Annotated in this window: 26 protein-coding genes; 15 read left to right on the top strand and 11 right to left on the bottom strand. The window is 60.8% G+C overall.

Annotated elements, in window-relative coordinates; all coding sequences use genetic code 11:
- Positions 1-370: 370 nt before the first annotated feature.
- Positions 371-1732: a M23 family metallopeptidase gene (locus tag AZSI13_RS06300; RefSeq protein ID WP_235609691.1), complete on the top strand. Its 1362-nt coding sequence runs from the start codon at positions 371-373 to the stop codon at positions 1730-1732.
- A gap of 85 nt (positions 1733-1817) precedes the next feature.
- Here AZSI13_RS06300 and erpA read toward each other — a convergent pair whose 3' ends face one another.
- From erpA to rplM, 5 genes are all read right to left on the bottom strand, one after another.
- Positions 1818-2165 (bottom strand): iron-sulfur cluster insertion protein ErpA, encoded by a 348-nt coding sequence (gene erpA / locus AZSI13_RS06305; protein ID WP_109040338.1) that lies wholly within the window; start codon positions 2163-2165, stop codon positions 1818-1820.
- Positions 2166-2216: 51 nt separating this feature from the next.
- Positions 2217-2627: a polymer-forming cytoskeletal protein gene (locus AZSI13_RS06310; protein WP_109040339.1), complete on the bottom strand. Its 411-nt coding sequence runs from the start codon at positions 2625-2627 to the stop codon at positions 2217-2219.
- A gap of 17 nt (positions 2628-2644) precedes the next feature.
- On the bottom strand, positions 2645-3406 hold the full coding sequence (locus AZSI13_RS06315; RefSeq protein WP_133247274.1) for a DUF6776 family protein: 762 nt from the start codon (positions 3404-3406) through the stop codon (positions 2645-2647).
- Positions 3407-3551: 145 nt separating this feature from the next.
- Positions 3552-3944 (bottom strand): 30S ribosomal protein S9, encoded by a 393-nt coding sequence (gene rpsI, locus AZSI13_RS06320; protein ID WP_109040341.1) that lies wholly within the window; start codon positions 3942-3944, stop codon positions 3552-3554.
- An 8-nt stretch (positions 3945-3952) separates the two neighbouring features.
- Complete coding sequence (gene rplM / locus AZSI13_RS06325; RefSeq protein ID WP_109040342.1) at positions 3953-4381, bottom strand: 50S ribosomal protein L13; 429 nt, start codon at positions 4379-4381, stop codon at positions 3953-3955.
- A 612-nt stretch (positions 4382-4993) separates the two neighbouring features.
- Here rplM and AZSI13_RS06330 point away from each other — a divergent pair.
- Complete coding sequence (locus AZSI13_RS06330; RefSeq protein WP_109040343.1) at positions 4994-5416, top strand: OsmC family protein; 423 nt, start codon at positions 4994-4996, stop codon at positions 5414-5416.
- 20 nt (positions 5417-5436) lie between these two features.
- Here the strand turns inward: AZSI13_RS06330 and coq7 are convergent, their stop codons facing one another.
- From coq7 to AZSI13_RS06350, 4 genes are read right to left on the bottom strand one after another with little or no spacing between them, the layout of a single operon-like run.
- Entirely contained in the window at positions 5437-6057 is a 621-nt protein-coding gene (coq7, locus tag AZSI13_RS06335; protein WP_109040344.1) for a 2-polyprenyl-3-methyl-6-methoxy-1,4-benzoquinone monooxygenase, read from the bottom strand.
- Positions 6058-6106: 49 nt separating this feature from the next.
- Entirely contained in the window at positions 6107-6655 is a 549-nt protein-coding gene (locus AZSI13_RS06340) for a CNP1-like family protein (RefSeq protein WP_235609692.1), read from the bottom strand.
- Complete coding sequence (locus tag AZSI13_RS06345) at positions 6652-7263, bottom strand: CBS domain-containing protein (protein WP_109040345.1); 612 nt, start codon at positions 7261-7263, stop codon at positions 6652-6654. The genes AZSI13_RS06340 and AZSI13_RS06345 overlap by 4 nt, the downstream gene beginning before the upstream one ends.
- A 45-nt stretch (positions 7264-7308) precedes the next feature.
- Positions 7309-7842 (bottom strand): RNA pyrophosphohydrolase, encoded by a 534-nt coding sequence (locus AZSI13_RS06350; RefSeq protein ID WP_109040346.1) that lies wholly within the window; start codon positions 7840-7842, stop codon positions 7309-7311.
- A 159-nt stretch (positions 7843-8001) separates the two neighbouring features.
- Between AZSI13_RS06350 and AZSI13_RS06355 the strand changes: the two genes are divergently transcribed.
- From AZSI13_RS06355 to AZSI13_RS06370, 4 genes are read left to right on the top strand one after another with little or no spacing between them, the layout of a single operon-like run.
- Entirely contained in the window at positions 8002-9714 is a 1713-nt protein-coding gene (locus tag AZSI13_RS06355; RefSeq protein ID WP_109040347.1) for a proline--tRNA ligase, read from the top strand.
- An 8-nt stretch (positions 9715-9722) separates the two neighbouring features.
- A complete protein-coding gene (locus tag AZSI13_RS06360) occupies positions 9723-10310 on the top strand; it encodes a lytic transglycosylase domain-containing protein (RefSeq protein ID WP_235609693.1) in 588 nt (195 codons plus the stop codon).
- A 60-nt stretch (positions 10311-10370) separates the two neighbouring features.
- On the top strand, positions 10371-11720 hold the full coding sequence (locus AZSI13_RS06365) for a DEAD/DEAH box helicase (protein ID WP_109040349.1): 1350 nt from the start codon (positions 10371-10373) through the stop codon (positions 11718-11720).
- 2 nt (positions 11721-11722) lie between these two features.
- Positions 11723-13051: an MFS transporter gene (locus AZSI13_RS06370; RefSeq protein WP_109040350.1), complete on the top strand. Its 1329-nt coding sequence runs from the start codon at positions 11723-11725 to the stop codon at positions 13049-13051.
- On the opposite strand, the gene AZSI13_RS06375 is transcribed toward AZSI13_RS06370, so the two are convergent.
- Positions 13040-13819 (bottom strand): sulfite exporter TauE/SafE family protein, encoded by a 780-nt coding sequence (locus tag AZSI13_RS06375; RefSeq protein WP_109040351.1) that lies wholly within the window; start codon positions 13817-13819, stop codon positions 13040-13042. The genes AZSI13_RS06370 and AZSI13_RS06375 overlap by 12 nt on opposite strands.
- A 109-nt stretch (positions 13820-13928) precedes the next feature.
- Here AZSI13_RS06375 and AZSI13_RS06380 point away from each other — a divergent pair, with 109 nt between their 5' ends.
- From AZSI13_RS06380 to AZSI13_RS06405, 6 genes are all read left to right on the top strand, one after another.
- On the top strand, positions 13929-14828 hold the full coding sequence (locus AZSI13_RS06380) for a LysR substrate-binding domain-containing protein (RefSeq protein WP_109040352.1): 900 nt from the start codon (positions 13929-13931) through the stop codon (positions 14826-14828).
- A gap of 33 nt (positions 14829-14861) precedes the next feature.
- Positions 14862-15077 carry a hypothetical protein gene (locus AZSI13_RS06385; protein WP_109040353.1) on the top strand — a complete coding sequence of 72 codons (216 nt, stop codon included), beginning with the start codon at positions 14862-14864 and terminating at the stop codon, positions 15075-15077.
- Between the two features lie 106 nt (positions 15078-15183).
- A complete protein-coding gene (gene ubiA / locus AZSI13_RS06390; RefSeq protein ID WP_109040354.1) occupies positions 15184-16101 on the top strand; it encodes a 4-hydroxybenzoate octaprenyltransferase in 918 nt (305 codons plus the stop codon).
- A gap of 10 nt (positions 16102-16111) precedes the next feature.
- On the top strand, positions 16112-17587 hold the full coding sequence (ubiD, locus tag AZSI13_RS06395; protein WP_109040355.1) for a 4-hydroxy-3-polyprenylbenzoate decarboxylase: 1476 nt from the start codon (positions 16112-16114) through the stop codon (positions 17585-17587).
- Positions 17588-17689: 102 nt separating this feature from the next.
- Entirely contained in the window at positions 17690-18379 is a 690-nt protein-coding gene (locus tag AZSI13_RS06400) for a sensor histidine kinase KdpD (protein ID WP_109040356.1), read from the top strand.
- 10 nt (positions 18380-18389) lie between these two features.
- Positions 18390-19997: a tetratricopeptide repeat-containing response regulator gene (locus tag AZSI13_RS06405; RefSeq protein WP_109040357.1), complete on the top strand. Its 1608-nt coding sequence runs from the start codon at positions 18390-18392 to the stop codon at positions 19995-19997.
- Between the two features lie 78 nt (positions 19998-20075).
- Here AZSI13_RS06405 and ffh read toward each other — a convergent pair whose 3' ends face one another.
- Positions 20076-21431 (bottom strand): signal recognition particle protein, encoded by a 1356-nt coding sequence (gene ffh / locus AZSI13_RS06410; protein WP_109040358.1) that lies wholly within the window; start codon positions 21429-21431, stop codon positions 20076-20078.
- Between the two features lie 45 nt (positions 21432-21476).
- Here ffh and AZSI13_RS06415 point away from each other — a divergent pair, with 45 nt between their 5' ends.
- The 3 genes from AZSI13_RS06415 (at position 21477) to AZSI13_RS06425 (ending at position 25471) form a co-directional block, all read left to right on the top strand.
- Positions 21477-22316 carry an inner membrane protein YpjD gene (locus AZSI13_RS06415; protein ID WP_109040359.1) on the top strand — a complete coding sequence of 280 codons (840 nt, stop codon included), beginning with the start codon at positions 21477-21479 and terminating at the stop codon, positions 22314-22316.
- 167 nt (positions 22317-22483) lie between these two features.
- Positions 22484-24199, top strand: a complete 1716-nt coding sequence (gene pilB, locus AZSI13_RS06420; RefSeq protein ID WP_109040360.1) for a type IV-A pilus assembly ATPase PilB — start codon at positions 22484-22486, stop codon at positions 24197-24199.
- A 27-nt stretch (positions 24200-24226) separates the two neighbouring features.
- Positions 24227-25471, top strand: coding sequence for a type II secretion system F family protein (locus tag AZSI13_RS06425; RefSeq protein WP_109040361.1), 1245 nt, complete (start codon positions 24227-24229; stop codon positions 25469-25471).
- The last annotated feature ends 1 nt before the right edge of the window (position 25472 follow it).

The raw sequence follows: 25472 nt of genomic DNA on the forward strand, positions 1-25472 counted from the left end.
AACTTGTCTCTTTTTGCCGCGTCGCCGTAGCAACGAAAGACGCGCATTCTACACAACTTCTTTACTACTGCCAAGCTTTATTTTTGAGAAGTTTTAAAAACTCAAAATGAACTTGGTTTTCCTACAAAATCTACCGCAATCAATTGATTTGACTCGGTTTTTTTCTTGCGGAAATCAACAAGAGGAGCGAATTATACAGCCAGGAGAAAGACCGTCAACACATTTTTTCAGTCAATCGCCGAGAGAACCGCCGTCAAAACGTGTTTACCTTAACAAATCCAGATGTTAGCCATTTCTTACTGGTCAATCCGCATCCCCAAGATGGTGCGTGATAGACTTTTGCAGTTTTGTTTCGCCGGACACACTGATCATGCAGGCACCACAGAAAGATCAAGAGTACTACCCCCAAAACAGCCAGCCCACTCGAACATGGATGCACCTTAGCAAACACCACAAGGCTGCACTGGCAACCGGTCTGGTTGGCATGTTCAGCATGGTTGCTGCTTTTGGCCTCCCGACGCCATCAGCGAACGATAGCCAACTTCAGCAACGAACAATCCTCGAAGATCTAACGCTCCATATAGACAAGCCCATCTTCGACGAGGGCCACAACTTCTTTCGCGAGGAACGCATACAAAAAGGCGACACCGTGAGCAGCCTGCTGCATCGCCTAAATATCCTCGATGCCGCCACACTAAATTTCATTCGCCAACACCCTACCACCCAGGTCATATTCAAACAGCTAGCTCCTGGCAAGCTCGTCAGCGCAAAGATTTCCAGTAATGGGGAACTTCACTCTCTCCATTTTCCCTTGAACGGCAAAGATACCCATCTGGTGGTGGAAAAGCGCAACACCACCTTCCACATCGAAGAGAGGCGCCTTGAAACCCAGGTGCTTACCGAAATACATTCAGGGGAAATTCGCACCTCACTATTTGGTGCAACCGACGCAGCCGGCATTCCAGACGGGATAGCGACACAGCTTGCCGAGATATTTTCGGGCGACATCGACTTCTATCGAGATTTGAGAAAAGGCGACCGCTTTTCTCTCATCTACGAAATGCACTATAGCCAAGGTCAAAGTGTAAGAAGCGGACGCATACTGGCCGCAGAATTCATCAACAACGGCCAGCCATTTCGGGCGGTTCTATTCCCTCCCCCTGGCTCTACAAGCAATAGCACTGGCGGGTATTACACTCCGGAGGGAAAAAACCTGCGCAAGGCTTTTCTACGCTCCCCCCTCGAGTTTTCCCGCATCACATCGGGTTTTTCCAACGCCCGGCTTCACCCAATACTTAACCAATGGCGAGCCCATCGGGGCGTTGACTACGGCGCCCCCACAGGCACCCGGGTACGGGCCACCGCCGACGGCATTGTTGACTTCTCCGGCAGACAAGGCGGCTACGGGAATTTGGTGGTTCTACGACACAATGGCAGATACTCGACAGCCTACGGCCATCTCAACGCCTTTGCGTCAGGGATTCGCCCGGGAGCCCGCATAAAGCAAGGGGACACCATAGGCTATGTCGGTGCAACCGGTTGGGCAACCGGTCCCCACTTGCACTATGAATTTCGGATTAACGGGGAGCAGGTTAACCCCTTGGCGGCTGCACTGCCCCCCGCTCCCTCTCTTGATAACAACCAACTCACCCACTTCCGGCGGCATGCTAGTAGCACTCTCTCGCAACTGGATTTGGTCAGCTCCGCTACCGCCCAAATTGCCATGGAATAAACACCACGTTCTCCCCTTCTAACAGCAAGCAGCAAAAACAAAAAGGCGCCCTAGGGCGCCTTTTTTTCCTCACTACACCACACTCTTATGCAGAGAAGGAAGATCCACAGCCACAAGTTGACGACGCGTTGGGGTTCTTGATCACGAACTGAGAACCCTCCAAGCCTTCGGAATAGTCAATTTCGGCACCAACCAGGTACTGAAAGCTCATCGGATCGATCAGCAGGGTCACACCGTCCTTTTCCATAACGGTATCGTCATCGTTGGCCGCTTCATCGAAGGTAAAACCATACTGAAAACCAGAACAGCCTCCGCCAGTTACGAATACGCGTAACTTGAGCTCAGCGTTACCCTCTTCCTCGATCAGTTCGCGCACCTTGGCCGCAGCGTTATCAGTAAAAACTAGGGGCAGGGCATCAACAGCAGCGTTCATATGAAACTCCTCAATACTATAGACAAACAGGACCAGCCCAACAGCGCTCGATCAATTGCTGGAAGCGGCCAATTTTAATTCGACGGTTTTGGCATTCGACTGATGAATCAACCGCCCCTGAACTACGGCCCCTTGTTGCATCTCTAGGCTGTTGTACTCAACATCCCCTGTGACCTTTGCATTTGGCTGAAGTTCCAAAGACTCAGAAGCATGAACCGGACCAATCACGGTTCCATTGATCACCAAATGCGCCACATTGATCACCCCTTCGATTCTGGCGTGCTCGCTCACCACCAATGTAGAAGGCTGATCCTTCACCGCCTCGACATTACCCTTGATTTCTCCATCAATCCGCAATCCGCCACTGAACCTGACGTTGCCTTCAAGACAAGTACCGACGCCGATCAGGCTATCGATACGATTCTGGGGCTTGCTGCTGCCATTTTTTTTGCCACCGAACATGGCGCCTCCGCAAGAAATCAGAGGTTAAGGGTTTGCCGGGCTCGAACAGTACCATCTTGAACCAATCGTGCCTCAACGCTTTTGATCACACCGCCACCGGGGATAGATAAGACTCCCTCAGTACGCAAGAACCGCTTGATTTCTAAACGGAATTTTCCGGCGGAGCCCTCTCCCTCGGAGGGGATCGTCATCATAGCATCTTTACCCCCCTGCTGCACTTTCAGGGAAAACTGAAGCATCCCTCTAAACTCTTTAGCCTGTCGTCCCGGCTCCACCACCACAAGTAAGCGATATCGATACTTCCCTGGCTCAAAATCCGGCTCTACCCGCAGGCGGCTGATCCTCAATCCCTCGTCCGATGCGTCTGTACCCGGCACAATGCTTTCGAAGAAAGCCAAATCTTCCTTCAGACTGGCGTTCTCCTGCTCCAATTGGGCCACTTGGCGCACCAATCGCTCCTTTGCAGAGCGCTCAATCAAGACACTACTCTCACCGGCGGTCGAGGCTTGCCGCAACCCTCCCAGTTCGGATTCCAACTCTCCCAAACGGGAGCGCAAACTGGAAATTTCCCGGTCGGATTCCTGACTATGAAAACCTGCCAAACGGCGCCCGACATCGTAAATCCAGGCTGCGATCAGCAAGGAAAGTAAAAGCAAGGTCAACACAGCCAAAGCACGTAAATACCAAGGGACCTGAGTCCGCACGGCAACTTTTGGCGCACTGATCCCAAAACGCTGCCGCAAACGCTTGCGTATTAGCGACGTCCCTGTAACAGCCATAAGAGCACATCCCCTAAATCGGACAAATCACCTTCCCCAACAACCCAAGAGAATAGCCCACCTGATCTACTAATGCAGCGCGAACCGAGACGAAAAAACAAAAGCCGCCCACTGGGCGGCTTTTGTTGGGTACAAGCAGCAATAATTAGCGCTTGGAGAATTGCTTGCGACGACGCGCCTTGTGGAAACCGACCTTCTTCCGTTCAACTTCACGAGCATCACGGGTAACGAAGCCGGCCTTGGAGAGCGCGGACTTCAGGGAAGCATCGTAGCTGATCAGCGCACGGGTAATGCCGTGACGAACTGCACCTGCTTGGCCAGATTCACCACCACCGGTCACGTTGACCTTGATGTCAAAACCAGCAACCTGCTCAACCAATTCCAGCGGTTGGCGCACGATCATGCGACCAGTTTCGCGAGAGAAGAACTGATCAACGGGCTTGCCATTGACGACGATATTGCCAGAGCCGCGCTTCATGAAGACACGGGCTACGGCGCTCTTGCGACGGCCAGTGCCGTAAAAGTAATTTTCAGCCATAACTCGCCTCAGATATCCAGGTTTTTGGGCTGCTGAGCGGAATGCGGATGCTCGGCGCCGGCATAGCACTTCATCTTCTTCAGCATTGCATAGCCGAGAGGCCCCTTGGGCAGCATGCCCTTGACAGCCTTCTCGAGCACGCGAGCGGGGAAACGCTGCTGAAGCTTGGTGAAGTTGGTTTCGTAAATGCCACCGGGATAACCGCTGTGCCGATAGTACTTCTTGTCTTCAGCTTTGTTGCCGGTAACACGCAGCTTCTCAACGTTGGTCACGACGATGTAATCGCCCGTATCAACGTGAGGGGTGTAGATAGCTTTGTGCTTACCACGAAGCCGGCGAGCGATTTCAGTGGCGAGGCGGCCGAGCACCTTGTCTGTGGCGTCCACCACATACCACTCGCGCTTCACCTCATGGGGTTTAGCGGAAAAAGTTTTCATCTGGGCCGTCCTTAGCCTAATCACAGAAAGCCGCGGATTTTATTGGAGAGATGGCGCCCGTGTCAATGCCCTTGCAACATTAACCGCACAAGAGAAACGCTCCCTGTGTCGCCAGCAACGAATGAACGCTTCTGCACCGCGAATTGGCGACGCCAGCGAACACTCCTGCAAAGAAGATCCGCAAAAAAAAGCGCGACTCATAAGAGTCGCGCTAAATCCACACCAAAGGAGGAGGGTGGAGGAGACAAACTGCAAGCGAAGCTGAAGGAGAACATGACATCCAAAGCAGCTAGCACTTAAGTTGGCTCAATTATCAACCTCGGCCGTAAGAAATGCAAGCCGTTTTTGTGCATTGCACCAGCAATTTTTGTATGCGGGCATAAATTATTATAATTCATCTTAACACCATGATTTACATATAAATTATGCGCTTTTTTGAAATAGATATTACATATCGTAATTTTCACCCGCCCACCTCAATTGCTTGATTAGCGCCAAACTTGTGCGCTGCAGCAATTTGCATTACTTCGCCCCCACACGTCCATTCGCCCATTCAAGCGACCCATGCCATTAAAATCACATCCTTTCCACGACAACACAGGATTCGCAGCAATGGAATGCAAGGTCAAATGGGTTGATGGTATGGCGTTTCTGGCCGAAACCGGCAGTAACCATGCACTGATGATGGACGGAGCCCCTGAAGCTGGGGGCCGGAATATTGCCCCCCGCCCCATGGAACTGCTGTTAGCGGGCACCGGTGGCTGCACGGCCTTTGACGTGGTGTTGATTCTGAAGAAGGGGCGCCATGCGGTGACCGGGTGCGAGGTTGAGCTCAAGGCGGAGCGCGCGGAAACTGACCCCAAGGTTTTCACCCGGATTCATTTCATTTTTCGAGTCAGCGGACGCCAATTGAAGCCCGAAGCAGTCGAGCGCGCTATTCAGCTATCAAAGGAGAAGTACTGCTCCGCCTCCATCATGATGGGCAAGACGGCTGAAATCACGCATGAGTTGGTGCTTACGGAAGCGGAGGTCTGATTGACGATCGCCATCGCCAGTCAAAGACGATAGGCGATGGCCGTCATGATCCGGGAGGCAGCTTTCATCCCGGCTTTGACCAGCGAGGGCAACTCGCGCGCCCCCAGATGTATTGCTGTTTCGGCGTGATTAACCTCGTCCTGCTTCATCTGGAGCAGGATTTCCCTGGACTTATCATCCTGCGCAGGTAAGCGGGAGAGATGACCCGCCAGATGCGCCTCAACCTGTCGCTCGGTTTCCGCCAGGAAACCAAGATTCCAACCATCCCCCGCCTTTCCGGCCAGCGCCCCCAACGCCAGGGAGCCACCATACCAGAGGGGATTCAGGAGACTCTTCCGCCCCCCCAGCTCGGCGATACGACGCTCCGTCCAAGCAAGATGTTCGGTTTCTTCCCAGGCGGCATGCTCAAGTGCCGCGCGAATCCCCGAGGTGCGGCAGGTGATGGATTGGCCTTGGTACAGGGCCTGCGCACATATTTCGCCGCAGTGATTGATTCGCATCAAACCAGCGACATGCTGCCGCTCGGGCAGTGTCATGGGGCTTTCTGGCAGATCACATCCCGGTACCGGACGACGCGTCGGAGCCGGAGCGAACACGGCCCGCAACGCCTTGTCGAATTCAATAATCAACGAATCAAGCAACTACAACCTCTCCCACACACATCCAACGCCACAGGTCGGACTGAACCAATCAGCGAATGGCATCCGGATGACCGCCAGCCTTGAGCGCGGCAACCCCCTCCTCGGCTTTCCAGATAGAAACACCGCCAGGGCAAAAGTAGTCTCGGGAAAGGGCGGCATGATGGCGATTGACGGTCTTGTTCTCGATCAACTGCCACTGATTGGAGCGGGCCTTCGACCATGTTCCATCCGGGCGACCAAAAGCATACAAGCGCCGCTCCTGGGTCTCACACCGCAACCCCTCGAAACTGACATTGCGGGCGCCACCGGGGGTTTCCACCACCAAGACATAACGCACCACCCCATCCTTGCCGAGGGAGAGCGTACTGGTATCAATACGGAAGGTACTGGTTGCCGTGGCACTGACATAGAAGGGGACCAGATTGGCCTCCTGGGGAGGCGGAGGCAACTGGGCCTCCATCTCCTGCCAGGACTTCCGATCATAGTCATCTTCGAAAGAAAAACTCTCCTTCGGAGAATCAGTAATCGGCTTCATCTGGGCGAACACGGGACCCGCCAGCAATACGGACAGCACGCAGGCACGCAACGGTGAAATCAAGCTTCAGCTCCGGAAATGGCGGCCTCGATTTCAGCAAAGGTACGAGCCACCTCAGTGGTATGTAACGGCACCCCCAACTGGCGAGCTACCTGTGACGCGGAAAACACACCACGTACCATTTGGCGCCCGGAGAGGGGATCCACATCGACGACCAGCGCATGCTGTCGCCCAGAATGTCGCAGGGTTTCAACCACATGCCCCACATCGGCGCGCAGAACATCACCGATATGCAGCACCTCGATCACATCGTGAGGCGTCATGATGTCGCAGACTCGAATATCTTCATGGCGAACACCCCGGCTGCGCACGACCTGCATGGGCCGCTCCCCCAGGATATCGCGAGCGGTCACCAGCCCCACAATCCCGCCGAGATGATCCGCCACCAGCAGGGAGCGAACCCCCCGGGCAATCATGGCCTGGTTGGCGACGTCAATATGGGTATCAGCCTCAATGGTGGCGGCCGCCACCAGCTTTAGGTCCGTCATAACCTCGACCGCTGGCGAATCCACCCTCACCGGCTGGGGCGAGAAATAGGTCGGCTGGTGGTAGCTCGCACCACCAGCCAGACGGGTTAGAGGGAGGGGCTTGTACTCAGCTTTCGCGACCATGGTTATCTCCTTAGGACAGGATGACGGACTGCTGGCGAAACCTCGTTAAACCTTGTCTCCGATGTCGGTGGTGCGGCGCACACCCTTGCTGGGCAAGCGTCCACGATCAGCATCAATGTAACGGACCAATTCGTTCAAGGCCTGTTGATAGACCCCACGCTTGAACTCGATGACCGAATCCAGAGGGACCCAGTAATCGTTCCAGCGCCAAGCATCGAACTCCGGGTGGCTGGTCGCCCGAAGACACACATCGTTGTCGCGGCCTACCAGGCGTAGCAGAAACCAAATCTGCTTCTGCCCCCGGTAGCTGCCGCGCCATTCGCGCTTGATCCATTGCGTCGGCACGTCATAACGCAGCCAATCCTTGGTTCGCCCCAGGATGCGCACGTGTTCGGGCTGCAGCCCGACTTCCTCATGCAATTCCCGGTACATGGCCTGCTCCGGCGTTTCGCCGCGCTTGATGCCGCCCTGTGGGAACTGCCAAGAATGCTCACGAATACGCTTGCCCCAGAAGACCTCGTTTTTTGCGTTACAAAGAATGATGCCGACGTTCGGGCGATAGCCTTCACGGTCGAGCATGGAAAACCTGCATTAAATATTGGGTTGAGAGCATTCTTTCACAATTCGACAAGCTTGGAAAGGAAGGCCACAGGCCGGAAACACGCCAATACCCGGCATCCCACGATGCTCCGCTGTCTTGTAGAATTGGATTTTTAGCCCGTCCAAAGATTCAATCCCATGCGCACCTCCCAATTTTTCATTTCCACCCTCAAGGAAGCCCCCTCTGACGCCGAAGTCGTCAGCCACAAACTCATGCTTCGCGCCGGCCTGATCAAGCGCCTGGCTGGGGGTATCTATACCTGGATGCCCCTCGGCCTGAAGGTTCTGCGCAAGGTGGAAAAGGTGGTGCGGGAAGAAATGGACCGCTCCGGCGCCATTGAACTGCTCATGCCCGCCGTGGTGCCCGCCGAGCTGTGGCAGGAAACCGGCCGCTGGGAAAAATACGGTCCTGAACTGCTGCGTTTCAAGGACCGCCACCAGCGCGACTTCGTTATCGGCCCCACCCACGAGGAAGTCATCACCGACGTGGTGCGGAAGGAAATCAAAAGCTATCGCCAGCTGCCGGTCCATTTCTATCAGGTACAGAGCAAGTTCCGCGATGAAATCCGCCCCCGTTTCGGCGTCATGCGCGGCCGCGAATTCCTGATGAAGGACGGCTACTCCTTCCACACCTCCTTCGCCGATTTGGAGCGGGAATACAAGCACATGTACGACACTTACTGTCGTATCTTCACCCGTCTGGGCCTGCAATTCCGTGCCGTGGCGGCGGATACCGGCTCCATCGGCGGCACCGGCTCCCATGAATTCCACGTGCTGGCCGACTCCGGCGAAGACGCCATCGCCTTCTGCCCGGATTCCGACTACGCCGCCAACGTGGAGTTGGCCGAAGCCCTGGCCCCCACGACTGCCCGTGCGCCTGCCGGCCAGACCATGGCCAAGGTTGCCACGCCGGGCAAGACCCAGTGCGCCGACGTTGCCGCCTTCCTCGGCGCCAGCGCCGCCCAGACCGTCAAGGCCGTGGCCGTGATGCGTACGGAAGGGGGCTTTGCCCTGCTGCTGCTGCGGGGCGACCATGAGCTGAACGAGATCAAGGCCGAGAAACTCATTGGCGAATTCCGCTTCGCCAAGGACGACGAAATCATCGCCGCCCTGGGCTGCAAGCCCGGCTACATCGGCCCGGTGGGCATCAAGGCGGAGATTCCCGTGATTGCCGACCGCACCGTGGCCGCCATGTCCGATTTCATCTGTGGCGCCAACGAAGCCGAGCATCACCTCACCGGCGTCAATTTCGGCCGCGACCTGCCCGAACCGGGCCAGGTGGCGGATATCCGCAACGTTGTCGAAGGCGACCCATCTCCTGATGGCAAGGGCCAGCTGGGCCTGTGCCGCGGCATCGAAGTGGGCCACATCTTCCAGTTGCGCACCCGTTACTCCGAAGCCCTCAACTGCAAGTACCTGGACGAAAACGGCAAGGAACAGATCATGGAGATGGGGTGCTACGGCATCGGCGTCTCCCGCATCGTCGGCGCCGCCATCGAACAGGGCAACGACGACAAGGGCATCGTTTTCCCCGCCGCCCTGGCTCCCTTCGAAGTGGCCATCGTGCCCATGGGCTACCACAAGAGCGAGACCGTCAAGGCCGCAGCCGACCAGCTCCTGGCCGACCTCAAGGCCGCCGGCATTGACGTGCTGCTGGATGACCGCAACGAGCGCCCCGGTTCCATGTTTGCCGACATGGAATTGATCGGCATTCCCCACCGCATTGTTGTTGGCGAGCGAGGCCTGGCCGAAGGCAAGCTGGAGTACAAGGGCCGCCGCGACGCCGAGGCCCAGATGGTGGACGCCGCCGGCATTGTCGCCCTGCTGCAAGGGAAGCTGTGCGCTGCGTAAAGGCACTGTTGCTGCTTCTCTGCCTGGGCGCCGCAACGGCTGCCCAGGCGGGGGCACAAAAATACGAGCCACTCTCGGCCAGCGTCCAGGCGGCACTCTCCAAGTCCGTCTCGGACCAGAAGCCGCCTCATAGTTCCTTCAAGGATCCGATCAGTGCCGCCAACTGGCTCACTGAAATGTCCCAACGCCTGGAAAAGCGCATCCCGGACCGGGATGCGCGGCTGGAGCTGCTGCGCTCGGTGCATTACGAAGCCACCCGGGCCGGGCTGGACCCGCAACTGGTACTGGGCCTGATTCAAGTCGAAAGCGGCTTCAAGAAGTATGCGGTGTCGTCCGCCGGCGCCCGAGGCCTCATGCAGGTCATGCCCTTCTGGGTCAAGCTGATCGGCGAACCCAACCACAACCTCTTCCATCTGCGCACCAACCTGCGCTATGGCTGCACCATCCTGCGGCACTACCTCGACATCGAGAAGGGCGATCTCTACCGCGCCCTGGGCCGTTACAACGGCAGCCTGGGCCAGCCCGAATACCCCAACTTGGTGAAGGGTGCCTGGCACGGGCGCTGGCTCTACAACGAGCAGGTCGCCCTGCGCTAACCACATTTCGGCACGCCGCCGTTTTCCGTATTTGCTTTCCCGCTTGGGGGACTTGCTTCCATGACCTTCGCCGCCCTCGGCCTCGCTCCAGTCTTCCTGCCCATCCTCGACCGCCTCGGCTATCGGGAACCCACCCCCGTGCAGCAGAAGGCCATTCCGCCCATTCTGGAAGGGCGGGACGTCATGGCAGGCGCCCAGACCGGCACCGGCAAAACCGCTGCCTTCGCCCTGCCCCTCATCCAGCGGCTGGATGAGGCTGACTACGCCGCTGAGCCCGACACCATGGGGGTCCTGGTACTGGTCCCCACCCGGGAGCTGGCCCAGCAGGTCAGCGAAAGCTTCCGTACCTATGGCCGCACCCTGGGCCTGCGCTGTACCGCCCTCTTCGGCGGCGTGCCCATGGCACCCCAGATCGAAAAGCTGGCACGGGCACCCCACGTCGTCGTCGCCACGCCGGGCCGGCTGCTGGACCTGGCCCGGCAGCAGGCCATCCACTTCCATCGCCTTCAGACCCTGGTGCTGGACGAGGCCGATCGGATGCTGGACCTGGGCTTTGCCCGGGATCTCAACACCCTGTTCGGCCTGATTCCCGCCAAGCGCCAGACCCTGCTCTTCTCTGCCACCCTCTCCCCTGCTGTCCGGCAGCTGGTGGCACCGCTCCTGCACCAGCCCGTCAGCATCGCCATCGCCGCCCCCCATGCCACCGCCCAGGGCATCCGGCAGTGGGTGGTCCCCGTGGACAAGAAGCGCAAAGCCGCCCTGTTCTGCTACCTCTACAAGCAAAAGGGCTGGGATCAGGTACTGGTCTTCGTCAAGACCCGCAAAGGAGTGGAGGAACTGGCCGAGACCCTGGCCGCCAAGGGCATCCCCGCCGATACCATCCATGGTGACAAGCCTCAGCCTGCCCGGCTGCAAGCCTGGGAGCGCTTCAAGCGGGGAGAGGCCCGGGTGTTGGTAGCGACCGATGTCGCCGCCCGCGGGCTGGATATCGAACAATTGCCCCGGGTCGTCAATTTCGACCTGCCCACCGTGCCGGAAGACTACGTGCACCGCATCGGGCGCACCGCCCGTGCTGGCGCCACGGGAGAAGCGGTTTCCCTGGTCTGTGCTGATGAGGTGAATCTGCTGGGAGCCATCGAAGTACTCATCCACCAGCCCCTGAAACGTATTGAGCAGCACGGCTTCGAGCCGGAGCACCGGGTCCCCGGCACCGGACCCGGCGGCCAGGTGATCCGGCAGGGCAAGCCACGCAAAGGGCCGGGCCCTGCAGCGCCGGGTGCGCGCCGGGCAGGCGCCCCCTCTCCCAGCCGTCACAGCACCGGCAAACCGGTTGCCCCGGGCCGCAAATCCGGGCCGAACAAACCAGGCGGCAAGTCGGCAGCGAAGAAGCCTGCCAGCCGGGGGCAGTAGCGGTGCCCAGCCAGTTTCATCTCCTGGGGAAGCGCCGTTTCCTGCCTTTTTTCGGCACCCAGTTTCTCGGGGCATTCAACGACAATCTGTTCAAGAACGCCCTGGTGGTGGTCCTGACCTTCCAGGCAGCCAGTTGGACAACCCTGGACCCAAGCCTGCTGGCCAATCTGGCCGCCGGCATTTTCATCCTGCCCTTCTTTCTCTTTTCCGCCACAGCCGGCCAGCTCGCAGACAAATACGACAAGGCGGCCCTGGCCCGCCTTGTCAAGCTGCTGGAAATTGCCATCATGGGCCTCGCCGCCCTGGGCTTTGCGTTGCACAGCCTGCCCCTGCTACTGACGGCGCTGTTCCTCCTGGGAGGCCATTCCACCCTGTTTGGCCCGGTCAAGTACGCCATCCTGCCCCAGCATTTGCATCCCCAGGAGCTGATTGGTGGCAACGCCCTGGTGGAAGCCGCCACTTTCGCCGCCATTCTCCTGGGCACCCTGGCTGGCGGCCTGCTGGCCGGTCTCGGCAATGCCCCGGGCTGGATCAGTCTGGGGGGGCTGCTGGTAGCCCTGGCCGGTTATCTGGCAAGCCGCGGCATACCTGCGGCTCCGGCACCAGCCCCCGAATTGCAGCTGAACCCCAACCCTCTGGTGGAGACCTGGCGCAATCTGCGACTGGCCCGCCAAGACCCTTCCGTTTTCCAGGCCTTGCTGGCCATTTCCTGGTTCTGGCTCTTCGGCGCCCTCTTCCTGGCCCAGTTCCCGGCCTATGCCCGGCATGTACTGGGGGGGGACGAAACCTCGGTCACCCTGTTGCTGGGCATATTCACCATGGGTATCGGCGGCGGCTCCCTGCTCTGTGAACGCCTTTCCCGGCAGCGACTGGCGCTTTGGCTGGTTCCCCTGGGAGGCATCGGCATGAGCCTGTTTGGCGCCTTCATCGCACTGGCTTCCCCTGCGCCGCCAGCCATCACCAACGCTTTGCCCCTGAGCGCGATACTGACAACCCCCGGGGTACCCTGGGCACTTCTGGCCTTGTTGCTGCTAGGCATCAGCGGCGGCCTGTTCATCGTCCCCCTCTATGCCTTGATGCAGGTGCGTAGCGCCCCGGCACAGCGAGCCCGTATCGTCGCCGCCAACAACATTCTCAATGCCCTGTTCATGGTCGTTGGCGCCCTGGGAGCCGGCGCCTTGCTAAGCAACGGATTGAGCATCCCCGCCCTGTTCGCCGCCGCCGCCGCGCTCAACATTCTGGCCTTGGCGCATCTGTGCTGGCACCAGCCGGAGTATCTGCAGCGCTCAAGCTCTCCCCCCGCAACGACCGGCCCGGCGTCAGGCGACTAACACCCGGGCCAGCAATCCCAAGCCGGCGGCAACCAGAGCGCCGTTGAGCAGACGGAGGAAGCGCTCCTTCGACAGGCGCAAATCCAGGTGGTGACCCAGCCAGGTGCCCAGCAGCATGGCGGGCACCGCCAGCAAGGCCAGCCCGAGGAGGAGGGGATCGACCAGACCGGTGGCGGCGCACAGCAGCACGCGCCAGCCCGTGCTCAGGCCCATCAGCACCGCCTGGGTGGCACGGAAGGATTCCCGCGCCAGGGGTTGGCGGCTGAGATAGGCGGCGTAGAGAAAGCCGCCGCTGCCGAAAAGACCGCCAAAGACTCCGCCAATCAGCCCACAGAGCGGCCCCCAGCGCAGCAGCAGGGCTGGTGGCCGTGGTGCCGCCAGCCCCCAGAGGCCGTAAGTCAGGATGAAGCCCCCCAGCACGCCGGCCATCCATGCCGCCGGCAGACGGCCCAACAAAACAATGCCCAGAATCTGGCCGATGACCATGGCCGGCACCAGGCGCCGGAGTTGCCCCCGATCGATATGGGCCCGCTGGCGCCAGCCCCGGCCGGCGGCGCCAGCACAATCCAGCAGGGCCAGCAGGGGGATCACCCGGGCGACCGGGAGCACGGCTGCCAGGGGGCCAGCTGCCACCATGGCCGAGCCAAAGCCCACCAGGGTGAAGATGGCGTAAGCGGCCACCAGGGCCAGTGCCGCCACCGCCAGGGCACCGGGAGACGGCCAGGCGGAAGGATCGAGCCAGGAGAAGACGGGGACCAGGGACGACATGGATGCTCCTTGAGCGAATCTCGGCCGTTGCCGACAAGACTTGCATGATGCCGCCCCGGTTCGCTATAACACCAATACCATTTCACCCCATTATTCATGCCGGATTGCGATGCCAAGCCTGCGCCAGATTCGTTACTTTCTTGCCGTTGCCGACCAGGGCGGTTTCACCCCGGCGGCCGAAATCCTGCACATCGCCCAGCCCGCCCTCAGCCGGCAAGTCGCCTTGCTGGAAGCTGAATTGGGATTTCCGCTCTTCCGACGCGAACCCCGGGGGGTGACCCTGACCGAGGCCGGCCAGCTCTTCCGCCAGCGCCTGGGCGGCCTGGAGGAAAGCCTGCACAGCGCCGCCGATGATGCCCGCCGCCTGCATCACGGCGAAGGCGGCGTGTTGCGCCTGCTCCATTCCAGCTCCACGCCCGTCGCCGGCGCCCTGCTGCAAACCCTACGCGCATTTGCCACCAGCCACCCCGGGGTACGCGTCGACCTCGACCGACTCTCCTCTGAACTGCAACTGGAAGCCCTCGCCCAGGGCCGGGCGGACTTGGGCTTGGGGCGCCTGCCGCTGCTGCGCCGCGATGCCGCGGTGACGGTCCGCCCCCTGGCGGAAGAGACCCTCTGGGCAGCCCTGCCAGCCGACCATGGGCTGGCGGCCCACTCCACCCTGGCCCTGGCGGCCCTGGCGGAAGAGCCCTTTGTCTTCGGCGTTCACCGGGAACGGGGCGGCCTGGCGCGGCGGGTGACGGATCTTTGCCTGAGCCAGGGCTTCACGCCCCGGCTGGCCCCGGTCACCTCGCGCAAGACGGCAATGCTGCAACTGGTGGCCGCTGGCTTCGGCATCGCCATCGTGCCGGCGTCCATGGCGGCCCTGGGCGCCCCCGGCGTCGCCTTCCGGCCTCTGGCGGAAGCCGATTCCCGGACCCAGGCCGCCCTCTTCCTCCCCAAGGCCCCCTCGCCCCTGGCCGAGGCCTTCGCCGCCACCCTCGCCGCCCGCTGGGCGGTGGCCGGGTGATAGGATGCGAACTTTGCTAATGGGAGCCTCATCGTGACCCTGCTGTTGCGCCTTGCCGGCCTAGGAGCCGGCGGTTTTCTCGCCGTGGCCGGACTGGCCAGCCTGATCCTGGGATTCGCCGCCCTGGGAGATCATCCGGAACGGGGCATCCAGGTCCTGCTGCTTTCCCTGCTGATTGCCGCCGCGGGCGGCTGGATGCTGTGGGAAACCTACCGCAGCTGGCGCAACGGCCGCACGCCCAAGCCCTGACCGCCCCCAACACAGTCTCCCCAAAACATTGCCCGACCGGCCTGCCGGCGGGGGTATGGCATAGAATCGCCACCTCCCCGCAGTCCCTCGCATTACCCCCAGACCCATGCCCAGTTCCCTCTCGCTCCCCCATCTACGCGACCGCCTCGACCAGTACGAGAAGCTGATGCGTCTCGACAAGCCCATCGGTAGCCTGTTGCTGCTCTGGCCTACCCTGTGGGCGCTGTGGCTGGCCTCCCTGGGGCAACCGGATTGGTGGCTGGTGGGCATTTTCAGCCTCGGTACCGTGCTCATGCGCTCCGCCGGCTGCGTCATCAACGACTACGCGGACCGGGATTTCGATCTGCATGTGGCCCGCACCAAGGCTCGCCCCCTCACGGCTGGCAAGGTCAGCACCAAGGAGGCCCTGGGTCTCTTTGCCTTCCTGGTGCTTTGCTCCTTCCTACTGATCATTCCGATCTGGAGCACGCTGATCTTCGTTCTGGCCCTGGTGGCCCTCTTCCTGGCTGCCAGCTACCCCTTCACCAAGCGCTTCTTCGCCATTCCCCAGGCCTATTTGGGCATTGCTTTCGGCTTTGGCATTCCCATGAGCTACGCCGCCCAGTTGGGCAGTGTGCCCGCCGAGGCCTGGTGGCTGCTGTTGGCCAACGTGTTTTGGGCCGTGGCCTACGACACCGAATACGCCATGGTGGACCGGCCCGACGACCTGAAGATCGGCATCAAGACCTCGGCCATCACTTTTGGCCGCTACGACGTTACGGCCATCATGATCTGCTACGCCGCGGCCTTCGCCCTGATCGCCTGGGTTGGCCTGGATCTGCGCCGCAGCTGGCTGTTCTTCGCCGGCCTGGCGGGCGCGACAGGCCTGGCCCTATACCACTACTCCCTGATCCGGGGCCGCCAGGGGCCGCCCTGTTTCAAGGCTTTCCTGCATAACAACTGGGTGGGCGCCAGCATCTTTGCCGGGATTGTCCTCGACTTCTGGTGCTACCCGGTGGGCGCCCCGCCCCGCCTGCCTTTCTGACGGAATCCCCATGAAATACCGCGACCTGCGCGACTTCATCGCGCAACTGGAACAGCAGGGCGAACTGAAGCGGGTCCGCGTGCCCGTGGATACCCGCCTGGAAATGACCGAAATCTGCGACCGGGTGCTGCGGGCCGAAGGGCCAGCCATCCTCTTCGAGAAGCCGGTGGGGCCTAACGGCGAATTCACCATTCCGGTGCTGGCCAACCTCTTCGGCACCCCCCGGCGCGTCGCCATGGGCATGGGCCAGGATTCGGTGTCGGCCCTGCGCGAGGTGGGTACGGTGCTCTCCATGCTGAAGGAACCGGAACCGCCCAAGGGCTTGAAGGATGCCTGGGAGAAATTCCCCCTCTTCAAGCAGGTGCTCAACATGGCGCCCAAGGTGCTGTCCTCCGCCCCCTGCCAGGAGGTGGTGTGGGAGGGCGACGCGGTGGATCTCTCCCGCCTGCCCATCCAGCACTGCTGGCCCGGCGACGTGGCACCCCTGATCACCTGGGGCCTGACCATCACCCGGGGCCCCTTCAAAAAGCGGCAGAACCTGGGCATCTACCGGCAGCAGGTGATCGGCCGCAACAAGCTCATCATGCGCTGGCTGGCCCACCGGGGCGGGGCCCTGGATTACCGGGACCACTGCCAGAAAATTCCCGGCCAGCCCTATCCGGTGGCGGTGGCCCTGGGGGCCGATCCGGCCACCATTCTCGGCGCCGTGACGCCGGTGCCGGACAGCCTCTCCGAATACCAGTTCGCCGGCCTTTTGCGGGGCGCCAAGACCGAGCTGATCAAATGCATCGGCAACGATCTGCAGGTACCGGCCTCCGCCGAGATCGTCCTGGAAGGGGTGATCCACCCCGGCGAGACGGCCCTGGAAGGGCCCTACGGCGACCACACCGGCTACTACAACGAGCAGGCCGAGTTTCCGGTGTTCACCGTCGAGCGCATCACCATGCGCAAGAACCCCATCTACCACAGCACCTACACCGGCAAACCGCCGGACGAGCCCGCCGTGTTGGGCGTGGCGCTGAACGAGGTGTTCGTGCCTCTGCTGCAGAAGCAGTTCAGCGAGATCGTCGATTTCTACCTGCCGCCGGAAGGCTGCTCCTACCGCCTGGCCGTGGTCAGCATCAAGAAACAGTACCCGGGCCACGCCAAGCGGGTGATGTTCGGCATCTGGAGCTTCCTGCGCCAGTTCATGTACACCAAGTTCATCATCGTGGTGGACGACGACGTAAACATTCGGGACTGGAAGGAAGTGATCTGGGCCCTCACCACCCGTATGGATGCCACCCGGGACACCACCCTGGTGGACAACACCCCCATCGACTATCTGGACTTCGCCTCCCCGGTGGCCGGCCTGGGCTCCAAGATGGGCCTGGACGCCACCAACAAGTGGCCCGGCGAGACCACCCGGGAATGGGGCCGCCCCATCGTCATGGACGAGGCGGTGAAGGCGCGGGTGGATACCCTGTGGGCTGAACTGGGGCTCTAGGGAGATCGCGGAGCGCTTGGCGGCGGCATATCACTTAGGTATTAATGGGCAGTCTGTGACAAAATTCTCACTTTCTTGCAAAAACTCTCCACAGGAAGCGCCATGACGCCCGCCGAACCCTCCCCCGACCTGTCGGTATTTCTCGCCTCGTCGGTGCACGACATGAAGAACTCCATTGCCATCCTCATCGGCAGCATGGAGAAGATTCTCGCCGGCAGCGATCCCGGGCGCCCCGAATTCGGGGAAATGACCCACATGATGTACGAGACCAAGCGGATCAACGGCAACCTGATCCAGCTGCTGGCCCTCTACAAGCTGGGCAACCACCTTTATCCCTTTTCGCCGGAAGACTGGCTGCTGGACGACTTCGTCGCCGAAACCCTCTCCCAGCACCTGCCCCTGCTGCGCTTTCGCGGCATTGCGTTCGAGGCCGCGGTGGAAGCGGATCTGGTCTGGCCCTTTGACGGCGACCTGGTCGGCGGCATTCTCGGTCATGCCCTGAACAACACCATTCACTACACCCGCAGCAAGGTGCGACTGGTGGTACGGGAATCGGCGGAAGGCCTGGAGATTCGCGTCGAAGACGATGGTGCCGGTTACCCGCCGAAAATGCTGGCCGACGGCGCGGCCGCCATGAAGGGCGTGGATTTCCAGGGCGGCAGCACCGGCCTGGGCCTCTACTTTTCCGCCATGGCCGCCCGCCTGCATCGCAACAAGGGCCGGCATGGCGCCATCCGCCTGGAAAACGGCGGCGCCTGGGGCGGCGGCTGTTTTGTCCTGACCCTGCCCTGAGAGCCACACCATGGAATTTTCCAACAAGACCTTCCTCGTCATCGACGACTTTCAGGGCATGCGCACCGTGCTGCGGGATATCCTGCGCTCCATGGGCGTCAATCCCAAACTCATCGCTACTGCCGCCAACGGCAACGAGGCCATCACCCTGCTGGCCCAGACCCGCTTCGACGGTGTGCTCTGCGACTTCAACCTGGGCCACGGCAAGAACGGCCAGCAGATCCTGGAAGAGGCCAAGTACCGCAACCTGGTGGGCCCCAGCTGCGCCTGGGTAATGATCACGGCGGAAAAGACGGCCGATGTGGTCATGGGCGCCGCCGAGTATCAGCCGGATGCCTACCTCCTCAAACCCATTACCGAATCCACCCTGCGCCTGCGCCTGGAAAAGATCTGGGCCAAGAAGTCCGCCTTCATCGACATCGACCAGGCGGTGATGTCCCACGATCTGCTGCAGGCCATTCGCCTCTGCGATGAACGGCTGGCGGTGGACAAGGCCAATGCGGGAGAGCTGCTGCGCCTCAAGTGCCATCTGCTGCTGGTCAGCGGCGAGCATGAACAGGCCCGTGCCCTCTGCCAGGCCCTGCTGGCGAAGCGCGACATCCCCTGGGCACAGCTGGCCCTGGCCCGGGTGCACATTGCCGCTGGCGAACTGGAGGAAGCCCGGCAAATGCTGGAAAACCTGGTAGCCGACAACCGCAGCTACCTGGAGGCCCATGACTGGCTGGCCAATGTGCATAACGCCCAGGGGGATTTGCACAAGGCGGAAGAGGTGCTGGAAATGGCGGCCCGGCTATCGCCCCATTCGGTCATCCGGCAAAAAAACCTGGGCGAGGTGTCCTTGCAGCTGGGCAAGGTGGATAAGGCGGAGCGCGCCTTCCGCAAGAGCGTGGCCCTGGGCGAGCACTCCATTCTGAAGACGCCGGACGCCTACCTAGGCCTGGCCCGGGCCTGCAGTGCCCAGGACAATCCCAAGGAAGCCCTGCAGGTGCTGGGCAGCCTGAGCAAGCAGTTTGAAGGTGACGACGTCAAGGTCAAGGCCATGGCCACCGAAGGCATGGTGCACCACCGGGCCGGCGATACGGAAGCCGCCCGGCGCATCGCCATCCAGCTGGGGGACACCCTGGGCCAGCACAACGGGCCCCAGGTGGAAAGCGCCGCCATCGTCGAGATGGCCGAACTGATGATGGTGACCGGGGAAAAGGAACGGGCCGCCGCCCTGCTGCAGAGCGAGGTGCGCAACAACCCGGATGACCGCATCCTGCTGGAGCGTATCCAAACCGTCTTCGACACCGGCGCCATGAGCGAGGAGGGCAGCGCCCTGGTGGAGGCCTCCCGCAAGGAGGCGGTGCAACTGATGAACCAGGGCGTCCTGCTGGCCCGGGACGAGCAGTACGAAGAAGCCCTGGCCGCCATGCGCGACGCCTGCGAACGTCTCCCCGGCAATGTGCGGGTACTCTTCAACTTTGCCCACCTCGGCATGGTGGTGATGCGCAAGACCGGCGTCGAACCCGGGCTGGTGGAAGAAATCCGCCAGCATCTGCAAACGGCCCATCGCATCGCCCCGGTGGAAAAGCGCTACGCCCAACTGATGAGCCAGCTGAAGGCCCTGGCCGGTTAAGCGGGCACCAGGCTAACGCTGCAATGAAAAGGGGCGCCGCGGCGCCCCTTTTTACTGACTCAACAGTGAGCAGTGTGCTCAGCGCATACCGGGCATCATGCCCTTCATGCCGCGCATGAGCTTGGAGAGCCCGCCCTTGGCGAAGGACTTCATCATTTTCTGGGTCTGCTCGAACTGGTTGAGCAGGCGGTTCACTTCCTGCACCTGGACACCGGCACCAGCCGCAATGCGACGCTTGCGGCTGGCCTTGATCAGTTCGGGCTTGGCCCGCTCGGCAGGGGTCATGGAATTGATGATGCCTTCAATGCGATTGACGGCCTTTTCCTCGGCACCGCCCTGCAGTTGGCCAGCGGCCTGGGCGAACTGGGCCGGGAGCTTGTCCATGAGGGCTGACATGCCGCCCATCTTGCGCATCTGGCCGATCTGGTCCTTGAAGTCATTGAGGTCAAAGCCCTTGCCGGACTTGAGCTTCTTGGCCATAGCCAGGGCTTTTTCCTCATCCACGCCCTTACGAGCTTCTTCCACCAGGGAAAGGATGTCGCCCATGCCTAGCACCCGCGAGGCCATCCGCTCGGGGTGGAAGGGTTCGATGCCGGTCAGTTTCTCGCCCACACCGACATACTTGATGGGCTTCCCGGTGACGTGGCGCACCGAGAGGGCAGCACCGCCCCGGGCATCGCCGTCCAGCTTGGTCAGCACCACGCCGGTGAGGGGCAGGGCCTCGCTGAAGGCCTTGGCGGTATTCACCGCATCCTGGCCGAGCATGGCATCCACCACGAAGAGGGTTTCCACCGGCTTGATGGCGGCGTGCAACTGCTTGATTTCAGCCATCATCGCTTCGTCGATGGCCAGACGGCCGGCCGTATCCACCAGCAGCACATCGTGGTAATGCTTACGCGCCCAATCCACGGCCGCCAGGGCGATGGCTTCGGGCTTGTCGGTACTGAGGGAGGGGAAGAAGTCCACGCCGGCCTGGGCCGCCACGGTCTTCAACTGCTCAATGGCGGCCGGACGATAGACGTCGCAGGACACCACCAGCACCTTCTTTTTCTGGGTTTCCTTCAGTTGCTTGGCCAGCTTGCCCACCGTGGTGGTCTTGCCGGCGCCCTGCAGGCCTGCCATGAGGATGATGGCCGGTGGCTGGGTCGCCAGGTTGAGGGCGGCATTGGCGCCCCCCATCAGCTGGGTCATTTCCCGATGGACAACACCGATGAGGGCCTGGCCCGGGGTCAGGGAACCGATGACCTCCTCGCCCAGGGCCTTTTCCTTCACGGCGGCGATGAAATCCTTGATGACCGGCAGGGCGACGTCCGCCTCCAGCAGGGCCAGGCGGACCTCCCGCAGGGCGTCGGAGATGTTGGCCTCGGTCAGGCGGGCTTCACCCCGCAGGGTCTTCATGACACCGGCAAGGCGTTGAGTCAGGTTATCGAGCATGGGCAGGAGATGAGCTTAAGAGGTGGCTTGGTGTAAACTGCACTGATGTCGCCCATTTTACTGCACTTCCTGCCCCACTACCTGGCCAGCGCCCTTTATGGGTTGCTGGGATTCCATTTCTGGCGCACCCGCTGGGCGGAAACCGACAAGCCCATGGTCACGGCCCCCATGCAACCCTGGGAGCGCTGGGGCATTTTCGGCGTACTGCTGCTTCATGGCGGCGGGCTCTACGACGGCCTCTTCGGCACCGGCGACATGCGCTTTTCCTTCAGCTTCGCCCTCTCCCTGATGCTCTGGCTGGCTGTCTTCATTTACTGGATGGAGAGTTTCAAGGCCCGCATGGAAGGCCTGCAGCCCATGGTGCTGCCCCTGGCGGCCCTCTGCGCCATCCTGCCGCCCCTGTTCCCCTCGGCCCATGTGCTGCCCCATGCCGATTCCATCGGCTTCAAGCTGCACTTCATGGCGGCCATGCTGGCCTACAGCCTGTTCACCCTCTCGGCGCTGCACGCGGTATTCATGGGGTTTGCCGAACGCAAGCTGCACCAGCGCAGCCTGACCAAGAGCCTGACCAGCCTACCGCCTCTGCTGACCATGGAAGCCCTGCTGTTCCGCATGATCATTGCCGGCTTCCTGCTGCTGACGGCCGCCCTGGGCTCCGGCCTGTTCTTTTCCGAAACCCTATTCGGCAAAGCCATGGTGCTGGATCACAAGACGGTCTTCGCTTTTGCTTCCTGGGGCATCTTTGCTGCCCTGCTGGCCGGCCGCCAGGCCTACGGCTGGCGCGGCCGCACTGCCCTGCGCTGGACCATGGCGGGATTCCTGGTCCTCTTGATGGCCTATGTGGGCAGCCGTTTTGTCCTGGAAGTTCTGCTGCATCGGGCGTAAGCCATTGCACCCAGGCGCCCGCCATGTGAAATCGGATTCAGTTCCGCAGCCAACCGACTGATCCTAAAGACTTTACAAAACACAGGTTGGCGGGCATCATCGGCCAAATAACGACAGCATAAAGTTGGGCGCCTTTCGCCCGGCTCTCTACCTCATACATAGACGCCATGGCAGCCACTCTTCAGATTCCCCTCAGCGGCCTCGCCCGGGCCCTGGTTCAGGCCGGTCGCTTGAAGGAGGCCGAGGCCGAGGCGCTGATGGCCCAGGCCAGCGAGAAGAATACTTCCTTCATCGATCAGATCATTGCGGCAAAGCGGGCCAGCGCCAAGGACATCGCCCTCTTCGCCGGGGAAACCTTCGGCTACCCGGTACTGGATCTAAGCGCCTTCGATGACGCCCACATTCCGGCGACGGCCATTGACCGCAAGCTGATTGCCGCCCATCGCATCATCCCGCTGAACAAGCGCGGCAATCGTCTGGCCGTTGCGACCTCGGACCCGACCAATCTGCGGGCCCTGGATGAAATCCGCTTCCAGACCGGCCTGGCCGTGGACCCGGTCGTGGTCGAGGAAACCAAGCTGGCACCGCTGGTCGCCAAGTATTCCGAATCCACCGAGGACGCCCTCAAAAATCTGGCCAGCGACGACCTGGATCTGGAATTCACGGACGAAGAAAATCAGGCCAAGGCCGATGAAGGGGCAACCTCCGAGGTGGATGACGCCCCGGTCGTCAAGTTCATCCAGAAGATTCTGCTCGACGCCATCAATGACGGGGCTTCCGACATTCACTTCGAGCCCTACGAAAAGTTTTACCGTATCCGCTACCGTATCGACGGGGTACTCCGGGAAGTGGCCACGCCCCCCCTGGCCATCAAGGAAAAGGTGGCCTCCCGCATCAAGGTAATCTCCCGCCTCGACATCTCGGAAAAGCGCGTTCCCCAGGACGGGCGGATGAAGCTGGTGCTGTCGAAGAGCCGTGCCATCGACTTCCGGGTCAGCACCCTGCCGACCCTGCATGGCGAAAAGATCGTGATGCGGATTCTTGACCCCACCTCCGCCACACTGGGCATTGAAGCCCTGGGCTATGAGCCGGAGCAGAAAGAAGCCATTCTGCACGCCATCCACCGCCCCTACGGCATGGTGCTGGTAACCGGCCCCACCGGCTCGGGCAAGACGGTGTCGCTCTACACCTGCCTGAACATCCTCAACGAGCCGGGGATCAACATTTCCACAGCCGAAGACCCTGCTGAAATCAATCTGGCTGGGATCAACCAGGTCAACGTGAACGACAAGGCCGGCCTGACTTTCTCGGCCGCCCTCAAGTCCTTTCTGCGCCAGGATCCGGACATCATCATGGTGGGCGAAATCCGCGACCTGGATACTGCCGAGATCGCCATCAAGGCCGCCCAGACCGGCCACATGGTGCTCTCCACCCTGCATACCAACGATGCTCCAACTACGCTGGAGCGTTTGAAGAACATGGGCGTACCCACCTTCAACATCGCCTCCTCCGTCATTCTGATCACTGCCCAGCGCCTGGCCCGCCGCCTCTGCACCTGCAAGATCCCGCTGGAAGTCCCGGTAGACACCCTTATCGACGCCGGTTTCAAGGAGGAAGACCTGGATGGCTGGACCCTCTATGGCCCCAACCCCCAGGGCTGTGAACGCTGCAAGGGCGGTGGATTCAAGGGGCGGGTCGGTATCTACCAGGTCATGCCTATCTCGGAAGAAATTCAGCGCATCATCATGGGGGACGGCAACTCCATCGATATCGCCGCCCAGGCCCAGCGAGAAGGTATTAAGGACCTGCGCCAATCCGGCCTGTTGAAGGTGAAGCAGGGCGTTACGTCCCTGGATGAAGTCCTGTCCACCACCAATGCCTGACACCATAACTAGATAGAAGAGGCGCCCATGGCTACCGCCGGAAAAAATACAAAACAGGAAAAGCGCTCGGACCCGGGAGTGAAGGAATTCACCTTTACCTGGGAAGGTAAGGACAAGGGGGGCAAGATCATCCGTGGCGAACTACGAGCCACCAGCGAAACCGTTGTCCAGGCCACCCTGCGTCGCCAGGGCGTGCTCGTCTCGAAGGTCACCAAGCAACGATTCAAACGCGGCGGCAAGATCACCGACAAGGACATCACCTTGTTCACGCGCCAGCTGGCCACCATGATGAAGTCCGGCGTCCCTCTGCTGCAGGCCTTCGATATTGTCGGCAAGGGCCACTCCAATCCAGCCGTCGGCAAACTGTTGCTGGACATCAAGGCGGATGTGGAGACCGGCAGCTCCTTGAATCAGGCCTTCCGCAAATACCCCCTGTATTTCGACGCCCTGTTCTGCAACCTCATCGCCGCTGGCGAACAGGCCGGCATTCTGGATTCCCTGCTGGATCGCCTGGCGATCTACAAGGAAAAAATTCAGGCCGTCAAAGGAAAGATAAAATCAGCGCTGTTCTATCCAACGGCCGTGATTGCCGTGGCTTTCATCATCACTGCTGTCATCATGATTTTCGTCATCCCGGCATTCCGGGATATCTTCAAGTCTTTTGGCGCAGACCTTCCCGCTCCAACACTTATCGTTATCGGCATCTCCGATTTCTTCGTTGCGTACTGGTATCTGATTTTTGGCACAGTTGGCGGAGGCCTCTACGCTTTCCTCGAATCCTGGAAGCGTTCTGAAAAAGTCCAGATCGTCATGGACAAGGTCATGTTGCGCATGCCAATTTTTGGGGAAATCATTCGAAAATCGGTCATCGCGCGCTGGACCAGAACGATGTCCACCATGTTTGCTGCAGGCGTCCCCCTAGTCGAGGCCCTCGACTCCGTTGGCGGAGCTTCCGGAAACTATGTCTATCGGATAGCCACCAAGCAGATTCAGAGTGAGGTGAGCACTGGCACCAGCCTCACCAACTCCATGCAGAACGTGGGGCTTTTCCCCAACATGGTCATTCAGATGGTAGCTATCGGCGAGGAATCTGGAGCTCTAGACTCCATGCTGTCTAAAGTTGCCGACTTTTATGAGCAAGAGGTAGACGATGCAGTGGACGCCCTCTCAAGCCTGATGGAGCCTATCATCATGGTCGTTTTGGGCACCCTGATCGGCGGCATGGTTATCGCCATGTACCTGCCTATCTTCAAGATCGGCGGGGCCGTTTAAC

Source organism: Azospira sp. I13, from assembly GCF_003112695.1.
Classification (GTDB): Bacteria; Pseudomonadota; Gammaproteobacteria; order Burkholderiales; family Rhodocyclaceae; genus Azospira.

Bases quoted from the DNA above. Each gene is read 5' to 3' on its own strand.
- AZSI13_RS06375 (WP_109040351.1), bottom strand. From the start codon at position 13,819: ATGTCGTCCCTGGTCCCCGTCTTCTCCTGGCTCGATCCTTCCGCCTGG.
- AZSI13_RS06415 (WP_109040359.1), top strand. From the start codon at position 21,477: ATGTCGCCCATTTTACTGCACTTCCTGCCCCACTACCTGGCCAGCGCC.
- AZSI13_RS06425 (WP_109040361.1), top strand. From the start codon at position 24,227: ATGGCTACCGCCGGAAAAAATACAAAACAGGAAAAGCGCTCGGACCCG.
- AZSI13_RS06365 (WP_109040349.1), top strand. From the start codon at position 10,371: ATGACCTTCGCCGCCCTCGGCCTCGCTCCAGTCTTCCTGCCCATCCTC.
- AZSI13_RS06400 (WP_109040356.1), top strand. From the start codon at position 17,690: ATGACGCCCGCCGAACCCTCCCCCGACCTGTCGGTATTTCTCGCCTCG.
- rplM (WP_109040342.1), bottom strand. From the start codon at position 4,381: ATGAAAACTTTTTCCGCTAAACCCCATGAGGTGAAGCGCGAGTGGTAT.
- AZSI13_RS06300 (WP_235609691.1), top strand. From the start codon at position 371: ATGCAGGCACCACAGAAAGATCAAGAGTACTACCCCCAAAACAGCCAG.
- ubiA (WP_109040354.1), top strand. From the start codon at position 15,184: ATGCCCAGTTCCCTCTCGCTCCCCCATCTACGCGACCGCCTCGACCAG.
- ffh (WP_109040358.1), bottom strand. From the start codon at position 21,431: ATGCTCGATAACCTGACTCAACGCCTTGCCGGTGTCATGAAGACCCTG.
- AZSI13_RS06310 (WP_109040339.1), bottom strand. From the start codon at position 2,627: ATGTTCGGTGGCAAAAAAAATGGCAGCAGCAAGCCCCAGAATCGTATC.
- AZSI13_RS06355 (WP_109040347.1), top strand. From the start codon at position 8,002: ATGCGCACCTCCCAATTTTTCATTTCCACCCTCAAGGAAGCCCCCTCT.
- AZSI13_RS06380 (WP_109040352.1), top strand. From the start codon at position 13,929: ATGCCAAGCCTGCGCCAGATTCGTTACTTTCTTGCCGTTGCCGACCAG.
- AZSI13_RS06345 (WP_109040345.1), bottom strand. From the start codon at position 7,263: ATGGTCGCGAAAGCTGAGTACAAGCCCCTCCCTCTAACCCGTCTGGCT.
- AZSI13_RS06315 (WP_133247274.1), bottom strand. From the start codon at position 3,406: ATGGCTGTTACAGGGACGTCGCTAATACGCAAGCGTTTGCGGCAGCGT.
- ubiD (WP_109040355.1), top strand. From the start codon at position 16,112: ATGAAATACCGCGACCTGCGCGACTTCATCGCGCAACTGGAACAGCAG.
- erpA (WP_109040338.1), bottom strand. From the start codon at position 2,165: ATGAACGCTGCTGTTGATGCCCTGCCCCTAGTTTTTACTGATAACGCT.
- AZSI13_RS06350 (WP_109040346.1), bottom strand. From the start codon at position 7,842: ATGCTCGACCGTGAAGGCTATCGCCCGAACGTCGGCATCATTCTTTGT.
- rpsI (WP_109040341.1), bottom strand. From the start codon at position 3,944: ATGGCTGAAAATTACTTTTACGGCACTGGCCGTCGCAAGAGCGCCGTA.
- pilB (WP_109040360.1), top strand. From the start codon at position 22,484: ATGGCAGCCACTCTTCAGATTCCCCTCAGCGGCCTCGCCCGGGCCCTG.
- AZSI13_RS06405 (WP_109040357.1), top strand. From the start codon at position 18,390: ATGGAATTTTCCAACAAGACCTTCCTCGTCATCGACGACTTTCAGGGC.
- AZSI13_RS06330 (WP_109040343.1), top strand. From the start codon at position 4,994: ATGGAATGCAAGGTCAAATGGGTTGATGGTATGGCGTTTCTGGCCGAA.